Source organism: Azoarcus sp. L1K30, assembly GCF_018122735.1.
Taxonomy (GTDB): Bacteria; Pseudomonadota; Gammaproteobacteria; order Burkholderiales; family Rhodocyclaceae; genus Parazoarcus.
Window position 1 is genome coordinate 735141 of record NZ_JAGRRD010000001.1, and the last position, 18398, is coordinate 753538.

Sequence of the window (18398 nt, forward strand, 5' to 3'; positions counted from 1 at the left end):
GAGGTGGAGCGGTCACGCCGACGGAGACCCATTATGGCTGATCTATTCCAGATCTCTATTGTCATTTTTGACAGGTTGAAGGTCAGCACGGTCCGAAGATCGAACAGGCCTGGGAGCCGTCCCCCTTCACCGCTCACTAACCGGCCGGATCTTCGATCTGGCTACCGTACGGATCGCGAATAGCGGTTTCCGGAGAAACCGCACTGGGTTTTTGATCTTCTCCGTGGTTTTGGAGCCAGGAGAATCTCGAGAGATAGCTTCCAGAAAAATAAGGAAGGCATACGCAACAGCTTGCCGCTTGCTCTGCAACAACTTCTTACGGTCGAGCGGGGCTTGCGGGAGAGCAGCCCGTGGGTGGCGCGAGGTATTTGGATGAGAAGACGGACCGGGGCTGATGGCTGTGAGTGGTTTCCCCACGTGGCGCAATGCGGACCGCCCGCCGTTTGTGAGCAGCGAAGCGCCGTCGACGGTTAAAGGTGGTCCGCTCTCTCGCTCCTACAGTGCCCGCGTCAACACGCCGATCGGCGGTGCCCATTCCTCGGCGGGCGGTTTTTTCCGTGTGACCAGCGTGAGCTGCGCCGGTGCGAACACGTTGGCGTTGTGGGTCACCGGGGTGGTGATCAGGTATTGCGCGCGGGTGGCGCGCAGGAAGGTGCCGACGCGGTCGATGTTGGCGACGTCGAGGTGGGCGAAGGGTTCGTCGATGAAGACGAATCCGCCGGGGCGGGCGTCGTCCATCAGCAGGGCGATGAGCAGGATCAGCGACTTCATCACCTGCTGGCCGCCGGAGGCTTCGCCGTCGTTGAGGCCGACGGCGCCCTTGCGGTCGAAGTCGAAGCGCACTTCGAGGCCGGCGGCGCCGAGCGAGACGTCGTCGTTTTCCAGGTGCGGGGTGGGGCAGTCGACGCTGACGTTGGAGAGGTCGCCGAGCGACTTCAGGTTCTTGCCGTACTGGCGCACCGTGGCGCGCAGCTTGGCGATGTACGCGGCACGCGCTTCGTCGGTATGGCGGCTGGCGGTGGCGCAGTAGGCCTGGCGGTCGGCATAGTCGCGCTCGCGGGTGCGCAGGTCGGCGGTGATGCGGTCGCGCAGCGTGAGCACCGAGACGTCGGTGATCCAGTCGCCCTCATCGAGGTGGCGGTGCAGGCGCTCGAGTTGCAGGCGGGCGCCGCGGGCGTCGCCGTATTTGTCGGCGAGCAGCGCGATGTCGGCGTGGTCCATCCAGTGTGCGGGCATGCCGCGACGGCGGCGGCGCAGCTTGACGATGCGCTGGGCCTGGGCGTGGCGGCGCGGGGCGTGTTCGCGGGCGATGTCGGCCAGGCGCAGCTCGACGGCCTTCTGCTCGCGGTGGCGGCGGTCGAGTTCGATCTCGATGCCACGCAGTTTCTCGGCGACTTCGTCGAGTGCGCCGCGGGCCTCGGCACGCTCGGCGATGGCTTCGGTGAGCGCCTTGGTGGCGGCGGGCAGTTCGGCTTCGGCGCTGGCGTACTTCTCGGTGTTGGCGGCGAGCAGCTGGGCCGATTGCAGGCCGAGCAGGCGCTGGCGGATGCCGGTGAGGGTGTTGCCGGCGGCGTCGAGCCTGGGGCGGATGGCTTGCAGCTGCTTGTCCAGCTGGGCGATTTCGTCTTCGAGATCGTCGATGCGCGACTGGCGGGCGAGTTCGCCGAAGTGGAAGTCGTGCGGGCGGCCGAGGTGGCGGGCGCCGCGGCGTTCGCGGTGGTAGGCGTCGCGGGTGATCCATTCCTGCTCGCGCGGCAGGTCGTGCGCGGCGTCGGCATCTTCCACGCGGCGGATGCGGTTGAGCAGGTCGGTGAGCCAGCGCGGCACCGGGGCGCTGAAGTTGACCACTTCGGCCAGGCTCATCGGGCGCGGCGGCGGGGCGGTTTCGCGCTCGGGCACGACGAAGTGGCGGAAGCGCTCGCGCTCGCCCAGCGCCCAGGCGGCATGACGGTCGGATTCGCGCTCGAGCAGAATCACATGCCGGTAGGGGCGCAGGATGGCTTCGATGGCCACTTGCCACGCCGGGTCGGTGATTTCGACCACTTCGGCCAGGCCCTGGTGGCCGATGCCTTCGGCCGACAGCGTGGCGCGGAAGCGGCTGACCTCGACGTCGCCCGGGGGGCCACTGCGGCTGCGCGCGGCACGCAGTTGTTCGCTCTTTTCCTCGAACGCGGCAAGCAGTTCGCGCTCCTTGCGGCGCAGGGCGAGCAGGGCGGCGTCGGCCGCCTCGTGTTCCTTCTCGAGGGCGACGGCGTCGGCGCCGTGTTCGGCGGCGAGTTGGGTGCGCAGCGCGTCGCGCTCGGCCAGCGTCTTCTCGATGTCGCGCACACGGTCGTGGGCGGCCAGGTGGCGCTGTTCGGCGTCCTTGTCGTGCTGCTTGAGGCGGTTGCGCTCGGCGGCTGCGGCCTGCTGTTCGGTCTGGATGTCGGCGACGCGGTTGCGGGCGTCGCGCTGTTCTGCGAGCTTGCTGGCGCGCTCGCGGTTCAGGCGCAGCAGTTCGTCGCGCTCGGTGGCGACTTCGCGGCTGAGTTCGGCACATTCGAGGCGCGGCACGATCTCGGCTTCCAGGGCATGGATCTCGTCGCTGAGCTGCTTCCATTCCAGGAAACGGTCGGCTTCGAGGCGCTTGGTTTCGGCCTGGGCGCGCAGGCGGTCGAGGTCGATGCCGAGCGATTCGAGCTCGCGTTCGGCGTTCTTCTGTTCTTCGCGGGCAGCAGCGTAGTTGTCGAGCACTTCCTTGTCGCCGAAGACGTCGAACACCAGTTCGAGCAGGGCCTTGGGCGAGTACTCGCACAGCTTGTCGGTGTCGCCCTGTTCCAGCGACAGGACCTTGGCGATGGCCGGGGTGAGTCCGCCCCAGGCCAGCCGCGTCTGGTAGTCGCGCAGGCCGGTCCAGTCGGAGGAGGTTTCGAGCGCTTCGATGGACAGGTTGCCGTCGACGATGGCGTAGTCGCGCGTCCATTCGCCGCCGCTTTTGCGGATGCGGCAGGCCAGCGTGACCTCGTCGGACAGGCACGGAAAGAAGGGGCGGCGCCCATTGGTGCCGGGGACGTTGGCGACCACGGCACGAATCCATGCGAAGCTGCGCTCGGCGCGGCGCACGTAGCGGCGGAAGTCGCGCTTGCCTGAGCAGCGCAGCGCGAACAGCGTGCGCATGGCGTCGAGGAGGGTGGTCTTGCCGGAGCCATTAGGGCCGACGATGGTGATGATCTGGGCGTCCAGCGGCAGGCTGAAACGGCGCCAGTAGTCCCAGTGGACCAGTTCGAGCGTCTTGATGTGGAACATCGTGATCAGTCTTCCGTGTCTTCGTCGGGCAGGTCGTCGTCGGGAAGCACGTCGGCGGCGTCGAAGGCGTTGGCTTTGGGGAGGGCATGGCCGGCTTCTGCGAGCACGTCGGCGAGGGTGCCGTGGATGATGCGATCGGCGAGCAGGCGGTAGTCGAGGGCGACGTCGAGCAGCGGGCCTTCGAGGATCTGGCCGTTGCGGCGCTCGATGAAGCCGAGGCGGGCGAGCTTGCCGAGGGCGAAATTGCGCACCTTGGTCTTGCCGCCGAGACGGGCGCCGAAATCTGCGATCAGCGAGGCTTCGGACAGGCCGGCGGAGACGGCGTCGCCGTGCTGTACCGGCTTTTCGCCACCGAACATGTCGGTCTGGCCGTCGTCGATGACGTCGCGGCGGGTGACCTGGCGCTCGCGCTTGGGCAGCACGATGAGCGACCAGATGATGACCAGCAGGGCGATCTCGTCGCGTGTGAGGCCGAGATTGCTGGCGGCGTATTCGCGCGTGGCACCGAACACCGGTTCGTGCATGTCGGCGTTGAGGCCGACGGCGACGTGCGCGGCGTAGGGATTGTCGAGCAGGCGCAGGCCGACGGCGGCAAGGCGGCGGTCGAGGTCTTGGCGGAAGGTCTCATCGACCAGCGCGCGCCGCACCAGGCGGTCGGTGCGCGGCAACCAGCGCTGGTTGAGCAGGCGCGCGGTGAGGGTTTGCAGTTCGTGTTCCATCAGGTCTCCGTGGCGGAGGAGGTCTCCGCGGGGCGGGCGCCGGCGTGGGCCAGGCGGATCTCGCCCGCGGTCATGCGTGCAATTTCGTCTTCGTCGACGTCGACCAGTTGGTCGGTGAACTCGATCTGCAGCGGCAGACGCATGAACTGGCCGACAGGGCCATCGGCGGGCCCGCCTGCGCCGCCGTCGGCAAGCAGCGCGAGCAGTGACAGGCGGTAGCTTGCGGCGGCGAAACCACCACCGCCCACCATGGCGTGCAGCGGCGCGGCGCGCTGCAGCTGTTCGAGTCGATGGCCGAAGTGCTCGAGCAGGCGCAGGTCCTCGTGCTCGGGTGCGATCGAGGTCGGGGCGTCATCGGCGGCGGGCAGTTCGGCTGCGGCGGCCTTGTCGTGGGTCTCGCCACCGAGCGCGGCTTCGGCACGGTCGAGCAGTTCGTGGCCGCCGGCAAGGAAGGCGGGCGCAGGGGCGGCGTCGAGCGCACCGAGGACGAGGTCGGCGAGGCGGCCGGCGTCCTGGTGGCGCAGCCAGGCCGAGACGTCGGAGGACGAAATGCCCGAGCCGCCCAAGGTCACGCGCTGGGTCTCGATCTTGTTGAGCGCGCGCTGGAAGGCGGCGTCCACGCGGGCGAGGCGGGATTGCGCCAGCCCGATGCGCTGGGCCACGCGGGCGATCTCGAAATCCACTTCGGGGTCGGACAACAGTTCGCGCAGGATGTCGGTGCCGCGCTCGAGCCAGCGCCCGTTGGCCTTCAGGCGGCTGCGGGCGGTGACGATGCGGAACTCCGAGCCCGAGGCGATGGCCTCCTCGAAGTGCCAGGTGAGATCGTTGAGCTTGGAGAGCAGGTGGCTGAGCGCGTCGGGTGTGATGCTGCCGGTGGCGCTGAGGCCGGCGAGCTGCGCGGTGAGAAAGCCGAGCTCGGCGTCCTCCTCTGCGCTGAAACGCAGCAGCATCGACAGTGCGGCGACGGCGTTGCGTCCCATGTCGGACAGGTGATACAGGCCGTCATCGGCGAAGGCCAGCAGGTCGTGCTCGCGCAGGCGCTTGAGCACGGTTTCGAGCTTGACCGGATCGAGATAGGCAAAGCGCCGCCTCAGTGCGTCCGGCGACCAGCGCGGGGCGTCCGCTTCCTGCCCGATCTCGCGCAGCACCAGCAGGCGCAGCAGGACCTCGGCGTCGGAGCCGCGAAACAGCGAGATGAAGGTGCCGACGATTCCGCGCGCAGCCAGCAGCGGCGCGATCTCGGGCACGTCGTCGGCACTGACGCCGGGGGCGAAGAAGTCGGCGAGATTGAGCAGTGGATTCAAGGTCGTCGAGGGGTGGCAGTTAGGTCGTCTTGGAACACGGTAGTCATTGGAGTTCTCCACCCCTGCCAACTGGTCCAAAGGAAAGCGAAGAGCAGGTTCGGGTGGGTAGCTCTTTGCTCCCTCCCCTTCAAGGGGGTGAGAGCGGGGTTTCAGCGAGCATCGCTCGCTGCCGCTCGAACGACAGCGCGTCTCTGCGCCGGCTACCGGGTTGGGGTGGGGATGGGTTTCAAGTGTTTCCAACCAAAACCCATCCCCCTCCCAACCTCCCCCTTGAAGGGGGAGGCGTTCCGTTCTTGCCTTTTCCTTGACCATACAAGGGGAGGGCGTTGAAGGGCCTCACCCCACTTGATCTGAACTGACTGATTGCGGGGGTAACACTTGACTTAAACGCCCTGCTTGAGACTGGCGGCGATGAAGTCGTCCAGATCGCCATCGAGCACGGCCTGGGTGTTGCCGACTTCGTAATTGGTGCGAAGGTCCTTGATGCGCGACTGGTCGAGCACGTAGGAGCGGATCTGGTGTCCCCAGCCGATGTCGCTCTTGGAGTCTTCCAGCTTCTGCTGTTCGGACTGGCGCTTGCGCAGTTCCAGTTCGTACAGGCGCGCCTTCAGCATCGACATCGCCTCGGCACGGTTCTTGTGCTGCGAGCGGTCGTTCTGGCATTGCACGACGGTACCGGTCGGTTCGTGCGTGATACGCACGGCGGAGTCGGTCTTGTTGATGTGCTGGCCACCGGCGCCGGAGGCACGGTAGGTGTCGATACGCAGGTCGGCCGGGTTGATCTCGATCTCGATCGAATCATCCACTTCCGGGAACACGAACACCGAGGTGAAGCTGGTGTGGCGCCGGGCGTTGGAGTCGAACGGGCTCTTGCGCACGAGGCGGTGGATGCCGGTTTCGGTGCGCAGGAAGCCGTAGGCGTAGTCGCCGCTGACCTTGATCGTGCAGTTCTTGATGCCCGCGACTTCGCCTTCGGTCTCTTCCATCAGCTCGACGGTGAAGCCTTTCTTCTCGGCATAGCGCAGATACATGCGTTCGAGCATGCCAGCCCAGTCCTGGGCTTCGGTGCCGCCGGCGCCGGCCTGGATTTCGATGAAGCAGGCGTTCGGGTCCATCGGGTTGCTGAACATGCGGCGGAATTCGAGCTTGCTGACCAGGGCTTCGAGGCCACCGAGGTCTTCTTCGACGGCGACGAAAGTGTCATCGTCGTCTTCGGCTTCGGCGAGTTCGAACAGATCCTTCAGATCCCTGGACTGCTGGTCGATGGTCTGCAGGGTGACCACGACGTCTTCGAGCTGGCGCTTTTCCTTGCCCAGTTCCTGCGCACGTTCGGCGTTGTCCCAGACCGAGGGGTCTTCCAGTGCGAGGTTAACTTCTTCGAGCTTCGATGCTTTCACATCGTAGTCAAAGATACCTCCGGAGTTCACGACCGCGGGCGGCGAGGTCGGCGAGTTTTTCGGCGATGGCGTTCTGGCGTTCGGCTTCCATTTACTGCTCCGGGGGACAATGCGGAAAACCGCGCATTATACCGGTGAAGGGGGCGGTTTCGCGCAGACGCGATAAACTGCATCCTTGACTCCTGCATCGATCCGCACCAATGGACCTCACTACGCCCGCCCTGCTGTTTCCCGCCATCTCGCTGCTGCTGCTGGCCTACACCAACCGCTTCCTGAGCCTGGCGCAGGTGATCCGGCAGCTGCACGCGTCGCCCGACCCGAGCAGCCCGGTGGTGATGCTGCAGATTCCCGGGCTCAAGCGTCGCATCAAGATGATTCAGTACATGCAGTCCTTCGGCGTGCTGAGCTTTCTGATGTGCGCGCTGTCGATGCTGGCGCTGTTCGTGCACAGCGAGGCAGCCGGAAAACTGATGTTCGGCGTCAGTATCGTCACGCTGGCGGTGTCGCTGGTGCTGTCACTGGTGGAGGTGCTGGTGTCCACCAACGCGTTGTCGGTGGTGGTGGACGACATCGAGCGGATGGCCGAAAGCCCCTTGAAGCACCGCTAGCCGGGCAGGTCGCTGGACAAAAGCCGATGGAATCGACGCGCGCCGGGTGCCCTTATTGCCTCGGAGCAAGCATGTCCGAAATCAGGTTGACTCGGGCTTCAAAGGAATGTTGTTTTTCGGCATGACGTTCATGTGAGAGCACCGCCGGTCTGCTGTATGGGTTTTGCATCAATGCAAAGGCCTGTTCGCCCCGGCTTGGCCGTCCGCAGGTGTCGGTCAGCTATACTCCAATTGCGTTCAGCCGATGTATTGAGGTGACCATACTGGAGGCGTGCATTGACAACTGAAAAAGTGAGAGAGGTCGACATTGCTGCACGCATCTGTCACCTCGAGGCTGAAAACGGGCAGTTGCGGCGGGAACTGGAGGCTCTCCGGCGCGAACGGCCCGGTGCTTCCAGGGTAAGTGTTTCTGAACAACAGGAATTTTGTTTGCGTTCGATACTTGACCATTTGCCGGCAATGGTTGGCTACTGGGATAAGGAACAGCGTAACCGCTTCTCTAATCACGCCTATCTGACATGGTTTGGCCTGGATCCTGAAGAGGTTCACGGCAAGCACATCCGGGAGGTGATCGGCGAGGAGCGTTATCGGCTGAATCTGCCCTATATCGAAGGCGCACTGCGCGGTGAGACTCAGCAGTTTGAGCGCATGATCCCTAAACCGGAAGGCGATGGCGTTCGCCACTCACTTGCCAACTACATTCCCGATATTGTCGATGGCGAGGTAAGGGGCTTCTACGTGCTGGTCACCGAGACGAGTGCTCTCCACGATGCCAAGGAGGCGCTGCGCGTCACCGAGGAGCTCTACCGTGCCGTGATCGACGACCAGACCGAGCTGATCTCGCGCTTCTCGGTGGATGGGGTCTTCACGTTCGTGAACGCCGTCTTTTGCCGCTTCTTCGGCAAGGAGGCCGACGAGTTGCTTGGACGGGCATGGACACCGGCGTGCCATCCGGACGATCTTTCTCATATCGAAGCCCAACTGGCGACCTTGTCGCAGACGCAGCCAACTGTCGTCATCGAGAATCGCGTGTGGTCAGGTTCCGGTGAATTGCGCTGGATGCAGTTCGTCAATCGTGGATTCTTCGATGGGAATGGCAATCTGCTTGAAGTTCAATCGGTCGGGCGTGACATTACCGATCGAAAGGCTGCGGAATTCGCGTTGCGAGAAGCCCATGACGAGCTTGAGCGGCGGGTGATAGAGCGGACCGAGCAATTGCGCCGCTTGGCAATTCAAACCACTTTGGCCGAGGAGCGTGAGCGCCAGTCCATCGCCAGTGACCTGCACGACGGGCTCGGCCAGTTGCTACATGTGGCGAAGATCAAGCTCGATATCTTGACCAAGCAGTTGCCTGCGTCGGCGTGCGGTCTTGCCGAGGAACTGGATGCCCTTCTAGCTGACGCCTGTCAGGTGACGCGCTCGCTCACCACCCAGCTCAGTCCGCCTGTCCTGAGCAAACTCGGCTTGGGTCATGCCTTGCGTTGGTTGGCCGAAGAGATGGATCGCCACTACGGATTGAGCGTCGTCGTCGACTGTGACGTACGCTGTCCGCAACTGACTTCGGAGCAGGCTTGCATCCTGTTTCGCTCGGCCCGCGAACTGCTGATCAATGTCGCAAAACACGCTGGATGCATGGAAGCACATCTGACGATGGCGTGCGACGGTGGGCAACTGGTCCTGACGGTAGCCGATGCCGGTATTGGCATGTCCGATGTTTCCCAGGTCGTGAACGAGACATACGGCTTTGGGCTGGCCAGCATCCGCGAGCGCCTGACCTGCCGGGGCGGGAGCATGGACATCGTCAGTGTCCCCGGCGCCGGGTCGAGCATCACCCTGCATATGCCAATATCGTCTCGCCAGGAAGCATCGGAGCCGAGATGAGCATCAGGATCATGCTGGTCGATGACCATCTCATACTGCGAGAAGCGCTGCGCGGGACACTGAATGCAGAGCCGGGCCTGATGGTGGTCGCTGAAGCGGGAACGGGGCGCGAGGCGCTCGAGTGTTTGAAGAAAGACTGCCCGGACATTCTTCTGCTGGACATAGGGTTGCCTGATATGACCGGCATCGATGTCGCGATTCAGGCGCTCGTGGATCATCCGAAACTGATTGTCGTCGCATTGTCCGGCTATGTCGACAAGGTGTTTATCGATGAGATGCTCAAGGCCGGCGGGCGTGCTTACGTGTCCAAATCGGCCGGCACCCAGGGACTGATTGCGGCCATTCGTGCCGTTGTCGCGGGCCATGTGTATCTCTCTCCCGAGATTACCGGTGCCATGGTCGACCGAGGCAGTTGCCATGTGCCCGGGTCGGCCCCTCCGCTCAGCATCCTTGGTCGTCGTGAGAGAGACGTCCTGAAGTTGCTGGCCAAGGGGCTGCGTTCGTCAGCCATCGGCGCTGAGTTGGGCATCCAACCGGCAACCGTTGATGTACACCGCAATAACATCAAGAACAAGCTTGGTCTGCGCACGGTTGCCGAGCTGACCCGCTACGCCATTCGAGAAGGTTTACTGTCATCGTGAGATTCGTCACGAAAACTGCACCCAACTAATGGTTTTTATGTAGTCGAACCAAAGCTTTCACTAATTGTTCTAGAATTATCAAGGCAATAGACTCTCCTCCACTAATTCTTCTCGCCCCAACCGGCACCGGCTCAAATGGTCTTCGGTCGAGTAATCAGGCTTCCTGGTTATTTCGGGACCGCCGTTCCCCATAGGCGAAAGGAGTGTGGCTGCTCTTCCTATTGAGGAGCAGCCGATTTGGGGGAAGAGTCCGAGTGAACGATTTCGCTTCTTTGAAATGGACCGCCGCGCCGGCGGTTGTGGTTGCGGTCCTTGGCGCGCTGGCGGTGCTGTTGGTGGGAGGTGCTTCTTCCCTCGCGCTGATTCTGGCTGCGCTGGTAATTGTGTTCGGTGCCGCGCTGGGCTTTCTGGCGCAATATCGGATCCGGCGAAGCCTGCGCGAGATCGAGGCGGCGGCCAGTCATGCGCGGGAAAGTCAACGTCTCGAGCAGCAGGCGTCATGTCTGGGCGGCCTGGACCAGCTCTGTAGCGGTGTGCTGCCGGTCTGGTCCGGGCAAATCGACATGGCACGCAGCCATACCGAGGAATCCATCACCGCACTGACCGACCGCTTTGCCGGCATCAGTCAGCGCATTGTCGACACCATGGCTTCTTCGCAGGGTGAATCCGGTGATGGCTTGGTCGCCTTGCTGCGTGAGAACGAAATTGAGCTCAATTCCATCATCGTCACGCTGCGCGCAGCACTGGCGACCAAGGACTCGATGCTCAGCGAAATCGCCACCCTTTCGCAGTTCACCGAGAAGCTCAAGGGGATGGCGCAGAACGTCGGCGACATCGCCAAACAGACAAATCTGCTTGCCCTCAATGCCGCCATTGAGGCGGCACGCGCAGGTGAAGTCGGTCGCGGATTTGCCGTTGTCGCGGACGAGGTGCGCAAACTCTCCGATCTCTCCGGCGCCACTGGGAAGAAGATCAGCGAAACGGTGGAAACGGTGAATCAAGCAATAGCCGCCACCCTACAAATTTCCCAAGAGTACGCCGCGCAGGATGTGGCAATGGTCACCGAGTCCGAAGCGATCATCCAGCATGTCGTTGATCGAACACAGGAGGCGGCGTTGGGATTGGCCCGATCTTCGGACGTCTTGCGCAGCGAGACCCGGTCAATTGGCGATGAGATTGCCGAAGTGCTGGTTGCCCTGCAGTTCCAGGACCGGGTCAGCCAGATCCTCGGGCACGTCAGTCGCGACATGAGCAAACTCAAGGATCGGATTGTCGAGCACGAGGGCGCGAGCAGCCGGGGTGATGCCTCGTCCCGTCTCGATGCCAGCAGTTGGCTCGAAGAGCTCTCCCGCACCTACACGGTTCCCGAACAGCATGTTGTACACGGTGGCGGCAAGCCGGCTGTGTCTGCTGCAGCGGACGACATTACTTTCTTCTAAGCATCAAGAGAACGCCAAAATGGCAAAAACCATCATGATCGTCGACGACTCCGCCTCTTTGCGGCAGGTTGTCGCCATTTCTCTCAAGGGCGCCGGCTACGACGTCGTTGAAGCCTGCGACGGCAAGGACGCGCTCAGCAAACTGGACGGGCGCAAGCTGCATCTCATCATCAGTGACGTCAACATGCCGAACATGGACGGCATCAGCTTTGTCAAGGCGGCCAAGCAACTGCCCGCCTACAAGTTTACGCCGGTGATCATGCTGACCACCGAAGCGGGTGACGCGATGAAGCAGCAAGGCCAGGCCGCTGGCGCAAAAGCCTGGGTCGTCAAGCCATTTCAGCCGGCGCAGATGCTATCAGCCGTGGCCAAGCTGGTGCTGCCGTGAGTTCATCCGCCGCCTGCGGCCGGCTGGAGATCAAGGGCGAGCTGAATATCTTCACGGCAGCCGAACTGCGCCTGCAGCTGCTCGAAGCCATCGCTACCTGCACCGAGCTCGAGGTTGATCTGGCGCACGTCAGCGAAATCGACAGCGCCGGGCTGCAGTTGATGCTGGCCGCCAAGCGCGAAGCGGTCTTGCGTAAGCTGACCTTGCGCTTTACGGGCCACAGCCCGGCGGTGTGCGATGTGCTCGAACTGTGCAAACTCTCGGGCCAACTTGGCGACCCGGTATTGATTCACTCCCCGTCGTAGGCAGGACTGGACCATGAATCTGGATGATGCCCTCCAAACATTCATCATCGAAGCCAGAGAATTGCTCGAAGACATGGAAGCGGCCCTGCTCAGCATCGAGCAGAACCCCGACGATGCCGACACGATCAATGCCATCTTTCGTGCTGCCCATACCATCAAGGGCTCCGCGGGTCTCTTCGGCTTCGATCATGTGGTGAGCTTCACGCACGTCGCCGAAAGCGTGCTCGACAAGGTGCGCAATGGCGCGATTCCCGTGACCTCCGAACTGGTCGCGATCTTTCTCGCGGTCAGCGACCATCTGGGAAATCTGATCTCCGGCATTGCCGCCGGAAATGAGCCGGATGCCGCCATGCAGGCGCTAGCCGACGAGCTGGTCGCCAAGCTCGGGAGCTATCTCGGTCAGAACGCACAGGCCAACTCCCCGTTGCCAGTGGCCACCGAAGCGGAGACGCCGCTGGAAAGAGAAAACAGTGGCGGTGTCGATTCCGACAGCTGGCACATTTCTCTGCGGTTTGGCCCCGACGTGCTGCGCAACGGCATGGATCCACTGTCCTTCATTCGGTATCTCTCGACCTTCGGGAAGATTGTCGGAATTTTCACGCTGGCCGACCAGGTTCCGACCCTCAGTGAGCTTGATCCGGAGAAGAGCTATTTCGGTTTTGAAATCGCGTTCCAGACCGATGCCGACAAGGAGACCATCGAAGGGGCCTTCGAGTTTGTGCGTGACGATGCCCTGATCCGCATCCTGCCCCCGCACAGTCTGATCTCCGAATACCAGCGGCTGATCGAAGCGCTGCCGCAGGAGGAGCTGCGCCTGGGCGAAATCCTCGTGCGCTGTGGCACGCTGACGCAGCATGAGCTCGACGTCGCCCTCAATCGTCAGGCCGATCATCCGTCGGGCCCGGCCCACCCGCTCGGTGAAGTGCTGGTCGATCAGAAGGTGGTCCAGCCGAAGGTCGTCGAAGCGGCGCTCGACAAACAAAAACAGGTCAAGGACGCGAAGGGTGCGGAATCCGGCCTGATCCGCGTCAATGCCGACAATCTCGATGACCATATCAATCTGATCGGCGAACTGATCATCGCAAGCGCAGGGGCAAACCTGATCGCGCAGCAGACGGCGAATCCCGAGCTGCACGAAGCCGTGGCCAGACTGTCGCGGCTTGTCGAGGAAGTCCGCGACTCGGCACTGACCTTGCGCATGGTGCAGATCGGCGCCACTTTCAAGCGCTTCCAACGCGTTGTGCGCGACGTCAGCGCCGATCTCGGCAAGGACATCCGTCTGGAGATCAGCGGTGGCGACACCGATCTCGACAAGACTGTGGTCGAGAAAATCGGCGACCCGCTGACCCACCTCGTGCGCAACTCGATGGATCATGGCATCGAGCCTGTCGAAGTCCGACTGGCGCGGGGCAAACCCGCCTACGGCACGGTCCATCTGAATGCCTATCACGATTCGGGCAGCATCGTCATCGAAGTCGTCGACGATGGCGGCGGCCTGAAGCGCGACCGGATTCTGGCGAAGGCCGTCGAACGCGGCCTGATCAAGCCCGAGCAGCAGCTCTCCGACCAGGAAATCCATCAGTTGATCTTCATGCCCGGTTTTTCGACGGTCGAACAGGTCAGCAACCTGTCCGGGCGCGGCGTCGGCATGGATGTCGTCTATCGCAATATCACCGCTTTGCGCGGCACTGTGGACGTCGACAGCACCGAAGGCGTCGGCACCACCATGCGGATTCGCCTGCCGCTGACCCTGGCCATCATTGACGGTTTCCTGGTCGGGGTGAGTGCCTCGTCCTTCGTGGTGCCGCTCGATATGGTTGTCGAATGCGTCGAATTGCCACCGGAACAGACTGGCGACTCGCAGGGCCACGACCATCTCAATCTGCGCGGTGAAGTGCTGCCTTTCATCCGCCTGAAGGAGATATTCGATGTTCCAGAGCTCGCGCCGTTCTCCCCGGATGGCGATGAAGAGGATGACGATACCGAGGCAGGGACGTCCCGGTTGAGCGGGGCCACCGGCTTGCTGACAGAAGAGGGGGCCGCAGCCTTGGCCAAGGACCCGGAACTCGCCTTCCTGCTCAACCCCGTGTCGCGGGAAAACGTCGTGGTGGTCCAGTACGCGGGGCGTCGGGCCGGCCTTGTGGTGGACAAGCTGATGGGCGAGTTCCAGACCGTGATCCGACCGCTCGGGGAGGTCTTCAACGGTCTCGAGGGGATCAGCGGTTTCACCATCCTGGGTAACGGCAATGTCGCCCTGATCCTCGATGTACCGGGCTTGGTCCGACGGGTGGCGGGGAACGAAAGCCGGCGTAATGGGGGCAGCGGCATATCCCTGCAGTCGGCCAAGGACGATGGCGCGGGCCGGAAACTAATCGGAGTGGGCGGGGCGCAATGATCTAGCGCTCGTCGTAGTGACCAGAACAGCAGCTATCCGCTGAAAGAACACCAATTCCTCTAGGAGAGGGACATGAAATTTACCGTCGCAAAAAAACTTGGTCTCGGTTTTGGCATTCTGTTGGCAATGATGATTTTTCTCGGCATTTTCTCGATATTCAAAATGTCGAAAGTGAACGATATGTCGACGGAAATCGCCGAAAATTGGATGCCCAGTATTCGCTTGATCGAAGAGATCAATACGAATACATCCGACTATCGAATCGCAGAGCTGAAACATGTCGTTTCGGAAAAGCCTGAGGAAATGGCTGCGGCCGAAAAGGCCATGACGGACACGCTGGCAATTTTGAGAAAGAACGAAGAAGCGTATGTGAAACTCATCTCTACGCCGGAGGAGAGAGCGCTTTACGATGAGTTTCATCGGGGGTTTGAATCCTATCTCGTACTGCACGATAAACTCCTGGGCCTGTCTCGCAATCTCAAGACGAACGAAGCCATGGAAGTCATGAATGGCGAGGGGGAAAAGCTCTATACCGATTTTTCCGCCACGCTCTTGAAACTTGTCGGTCTCAATGTCAAGGGCGGTGAAGCAGCCAGCAATCATGGCGACGAGACCTTTGCTTCCGCCCAGAAATGGGTTGCCGGTGTAATTGTCCTTTCGGTTCTGTTGGGTATCGCAATTGCTGTGTATATCGTTCGCGATCTCATCAGGCAACTTGGCGGTGAGCCCGATGTCGCTGCCGAGATTGCCAACAGGATTGCCGCCGGAGATCTGTCGAGCAAGATCGAGGTCAAGGGTGCTGATGAGGGCAGCTTGATGGTGGCGATGCAGCAGATGACGTCGACGCTGCAGCTCTTGATTGCCGAGTTGAACCACATGTCGGACGAGCACGATGCTGGCGACATTGACGTCAGGATTGACGAAAGCAGGTTCAAGAACGACTTTCAACGTATGGCTGCTGGCGTGAATAACATGGTGTTTGGACACATTGCCATGAACAAGAAAGCCATGACCTGCATTGAGAAGTTCGGTGAAGGGAACTTTGATGCACCGCTGGAGGCCTTCCCCGGCAAGAAGGTGTTCATCAACCAGACCATCGAGCAGATGCGCGACAATCTCAAGGGCTTGATCGCCGAGATGAACCATATGTCGAAGGAACACGATGCGGGTGACATCGACGTCAGGATCGACGAAAACAAGTTCAAGAACGACTTTCAGCGTATGGCTGCTGGCGTGAATAACATGGTCTTTGGCCACATTGCCGTGAAGAAGAAGGCCATGGCGTGTATCAAGGAGTTCGGCGAAGGCAACATGGATGCGCCGCTTGAGGCCTTCCCCGGAAAGAAGGTGTTCATCAACCAGACCATCGAGCAGATGCGTACCAACGTGAAGGCGCTGATTGCGGACACCAACATGCTGGTGGCCGCTGCCGCCGACGGCAAGCTCGATGTCCGGGCCGATGGTGGCAAGCACATGGGCGACTTCCGGCGGATCGTCGAAGGTATCAATGCCACCCTCGACGGCATCATTCTGCCCGTTAATGAGGCGGTTGGCGTGCTGGTCGAAATGGAAAGCGGCAACCTGATGCGGAAAGTCGAGGGTGATTACAGAGGGCAACTCAAGGATTTCAAGGATACGGTTAACAATACCGTCGACAAGCTGGCGCAGATCATTGGCGAGGTGAATGCGACGACGGAAACCCTGGCGAGCGCCACCGGCCAGATTTCGGCGACGGCCCAGTCACTGTCGCAGGCTTCCAGCGAACAGGCGGCGAGCGTGGAGGAAACCTCCGCTTCGGTTGAGCAGATGTCGGCCTCTATCCGGCAGAATACCGATAACGCCAAGGTGGCCAACACCATGTCGGCTGATGGCACGAGCAAGGCGGCCGATGGCGGCGTGGCGGTGACCGAAACGGTAGCGGCGATGAAACAGATCGCCAAGAAGATCAGCATCATCGACGACATCGCCTACCAGACCAACCTGCTGGCGCTCAATGCAGCCATTGAGGCGGCACGGGCCGGCGAGCACGGCAAGGGCTTTGCGGTGGTCGCTGCCGAAGTTCGCAAGCTTGCCGAACGGAGTCAGGTTGCGGCACTCGAAATCGGGCAGCTGGCAGGAAACAGTGTCGGCATGGCCGAGCGCGCCGGGAAACTGCTTGACGAAATCGTGCCTGCGACGCGCAAGACCGCCGATCTGGTGCAGGAAATCACTGCCGCTTCTCAGGAGCAAACGGTTGGGGTCGATCAGGTCAATACCGCGATGTGCCAGTTGAGCCAGATCACCCAGCAGAACGCCTCCGCGTCCGAAGAACTGGCGGCGACAGCCGAGGAAATGAGCGGTCAGGCTGCCAACCTGAAGGAGTTGATGAACTTCTTCTCGCTGGCTGACGGTGGCCGCAAGCGTGGGCACCAACATGTCGAGGGCAAGCACGTGGGCAGTGGTAGACAGGGGGCTGGACGCGACCGTAGCCCCCAGAACACTGCCAAGAAGGTGGCGGAAAGTGTACCGAGTGAGAGTGAAGCCGACTTCGTTCCTTTTTGAGGGATGGCCATGTCATCGAATGCCCTGCAACAAGCCACGCCACGCGGGCAGAATTCCGTGGCAACCAGGAGTTCGGAGCCCGAGCCGGACGAGCAGCATCAATACCTGACCTTCCTGTTGGGTGATGAGATGTTTGCCATCGGCATCTTGTCGATTCGGGAAATTATCGAGTATGGCTTCGTGACCGACGTGCCGATGACGCCTCCCTTCATCCGGGGGGTGATCAATCTGCGCGGCGCGGTCGTGCCTGTGCTCGACCTTGCGGCACGCTTCGGCCGTCAGGCGCGAGAGAACAGCAAGCGTACCTGTATTGTCATCGTCGATATCGAGGGCGCCAACGGCAGTCAGCAGATGGGGGTCGTGGTCGACGCGGTCAACGAGGTGCTGGAAATTGCGGGTTGTGACATCGAGCCGCCGCCTGAGTTTGGCGCTCGTATCCGCAACGACTTCATCAAGAACATGGGCAAGATCGACGGGAAATTCGTCATCATCCTCGACCTGAATCGTGTCTTGTCGGTGGAGGAAGTCGGCGTGATCGCCAACGTGGCCAACTCGGCGGCCGCTGTCTCAAGCGTTTGAAACTACAATGAAGCAGACCAACTCCGCTGGCATGCGATTGCCAGCGGATGGGACTTTCAATGGCTGAACCCAGTCCGATCACCGATCAGGAATTCGATCTGTTCCGGCGCTTGATCTACAAGATTGCCGGTATCAGCATGAGCAATAACAAGAAGGTTCTGTTGGCCGGGAGACTGACGCGCCGCTTGAAGCTGTACGAATTCAGCAATTTCTCGGAGTATTACCGGATGCTGGCCAGCGGTCAGTCGCCGGAAGAAATGCAAACCATGGTCGATCTGCTGACGACCAACGAGACCTATTTCTTTCGTGAACCCAAGCACTTCGATTTCCTGCGCGACGAGATCATCGCCAAGCGCGGGCACTCGGGCAGTTTCCGGGTGTGGAGTGCGGCCAGTTCAAGTGGCGAGGAGATCTATACGTTGGCCATGGTCCTGGCCGAGCACATGCCCGGCGAGGACTGGGAGGTGGTGGGTTCGGACATCAGTACGCGCGTTCTGGCGAAGGCTGCAACCGGACACTACTCGCTGGCACGCACGGAAGGCATTCCGCCCGGCTTCCTGCAGAAATATTGCCTGAAGGGCATTCGGGCTAATGCCGGCACCTTCCTCATCGCCCCCGAACTACGCAAACGCACGCGTTTTCACCAGATCAACCTGACTCAACCGATCGACCCGAAGATTGGTGATTTCGAGGTCATTTTCCTGCGCAATGTGATGATCTATTTCGACGCCGAAACCAAGACAAGGGTCATCAACCACTTGTTGCCACGGCTCAAGTCCGGTGGGCACCTGATTATCGGGCACTCTGAAACGCTCAATGGCTTGAAGGTCGGACCGCTGGAAACGATGCGCCCGACGATTTATCGAAAGCCATGATCGGCTAGGTTGCCTGTCCGTTCGGTACGGTACTGCTCGGG

The 18398-nt window shown here is 61.6% G+C and carries 14 protein-coding genes; 10 read left to right on the top strand and 4 right to left on the bottom strand.

The genetic code is table 11. From position 1 onward, the window contains the following. Positions 1-495 precede the first annotated feature (495 nt). The 4 genes from J5J83_RS03300 to prfB all read right to left on the bottom strand — a co-directional run bounded on the left by J5J83_RS03300 (position 496) and on the right by prfB (position 6796). A complete protein-coding gene (locus J5J83_RS03300; protein ID WP_212345404.1) occupies positions 496-3285 on the bottom strand; it encodes an AAA family ATPase in 2790 nt (929 codons plus the stop codon). A 5-nt stretch (positions 3286-3290) separates the two neighbouring features. Continuing rightward, positions 3291-4004 carry a hypothetical protein gene (locus J5J83_RS03305; RefSeq protein WP_212345406.1) on the bottom strand — a complete coding sequence of 238 codons (714 nt, stop codon included), beginning with the start codon at positions 4002-4004 and terminating at the stop codon, positions 3291-3293. Next, complete coding sequence (locus tag J5J83_RS03310; protein WP_212345407.1) at positions 4004-5308, bottom strand: hypothetical protein; 1305 nt, start codon at positions 5306-5308, stop codon at positions 4004-4006. Before J5J83_RS03310 ends, J5J83_RS03305 begins: the two co-directional genes overlap by 1 nt. Before the next feature lie 383 nt (positions 5309-5691). Continuing rightward, positions 5692-6796 (bottom strand): peptide chain release factor 2 gene (gene prfB, locus J5J83_RS03315; RefSeq protein WP_212345409.1). Its coding sequence is split into 2 segments (ribosomal slippage): positions 5692-6714 and positions 6716-6796, totalling 1104 coding nucleotides; the frame shifts between segments, so codons are not numbered across the junction. Positions 6797-6905: 109 nt separating this feature from the next. Here prfB and J5J83_RS03320 point away from each other — a divergent pair. The 10 genes from J5J83_RS03320 to J5J83_RS03365 all read left to right on the top strand — a co-directional run bounded on the left by J5J83_RS03320 (position 6906) and on the right by J5J83_RS03365 (position 18357). Next, positions 6906-7313 (top strand): DUF2721 domain-containing protein, encoded by a 408-nt coding sequence (locus tag J5J83_RS03320; RefSeq protein WP_212345411.1) that lies wholly within the window; start codon positions 6906-6908, stop codon positions 7311-7313. Between the two features lie 276 nt (positions 7314-7589). After that, positions 7590-9194 (top strand): PAS domain S-box protein, encoded by a 1605-nt coding sequence (locus J5J83_RS03325; RefSeq protein ID WP_212345413.1) that lies wholly within the window; start codon positions 7590-7592, stop codon positions 9192-9194. Next, a complete protein-coding gene (locus J5J83_RS03330) occupies positions 9191-9835 on the top strand; it encodes a response regulator transcription factor (RefSeq protein WP_212345415.1) in 645 nt (214 codons plus the stop codon). Before J5J83_RS03325 ends, J5J83_RS03330 begins: the two co-directional genes overlap by 4 nt. A gap of 203 nt (positions 9836-10038) precedes the next feature. After that, complete coding sequence (locus J5J83_RS23105; protein WP_212345418.1) at positions 10039-11274, top strand: methyl-accepting chemotaxis protein; 1236 nt, start codon at positions 10039-10041, stop codon at positions 11272-11274. A gap of 19 nt (positions 11275-11293) precedes the next feature. Next, positions 11294-11662: a response regulator gene (locus tag J5J83_RS03340; protein ID WP_212345420.1), complete on the top strand. Its 369-nt coding sequence runs from the start codon at positions 11294-11296 to the stop codon at positions 11660-11662. Further along, the gene (locus tag J5J83_RS03345) at positions 11659-11967 is read left to right on the top strand and encodes an STAS domain-containing protein (RefSeq protein WP_212345422.1); all 309 of its coding nucleotides are present in this window, start codon (positions 11659-11661) and stop codon (positions 11965-11967) included. The genes J5J83_RS03340 and J5J83_RS03345 overlap by 4 nt, the downstream gene beginning before the upstream one ends. 13 nt (positions 11968-11980) lie before the next feature. Next, entirely contained in the window at positions 11981-14362 is a 2382-nt protein-coding gene (locus tag J5J83_RS03350) for a chemotaxis protein CheA (protein WP_212345424.1), read from the top strand. A gap of 72 nt (positions 14363-14434) precedes the next feature. Then, a complete protein-coding gene (locus J5J83_RS03355; RefSeq protein WP_212345426.1) occupies positions 14435-16903 on the top strand; it encodes a methyl-accepting chemotaxis protein in 2469 nt (822 codons plus the stop codon). A gap of 57 nt (positions 16904-16960) precedes the next feature. Then, positions 16961-17482: a chemotaxis protein CheW gene (locus tag J5J83_RS03360; RefSeq protein WP_349251857.1), complete on the top strand. Its 522-nt coding sequence runs from the start codon at positions 16961-16963 to the stop codon at positions 17480-17482. Positions 17483-17541: 59 nt separating this feature from the next. Beyond that, positions 17542-18357, top strand: a complete 816-nt coding sequence (locus J5J83_RS03365; RefSeq protein ID WP_212345430.1) for a protein-glutamate O-methyltransferase CheR — start codon at positions 17542-17544, stop codon at positions 18355-18357. Positions 18358-18398 lie beyond the last annotated feature (41 nt).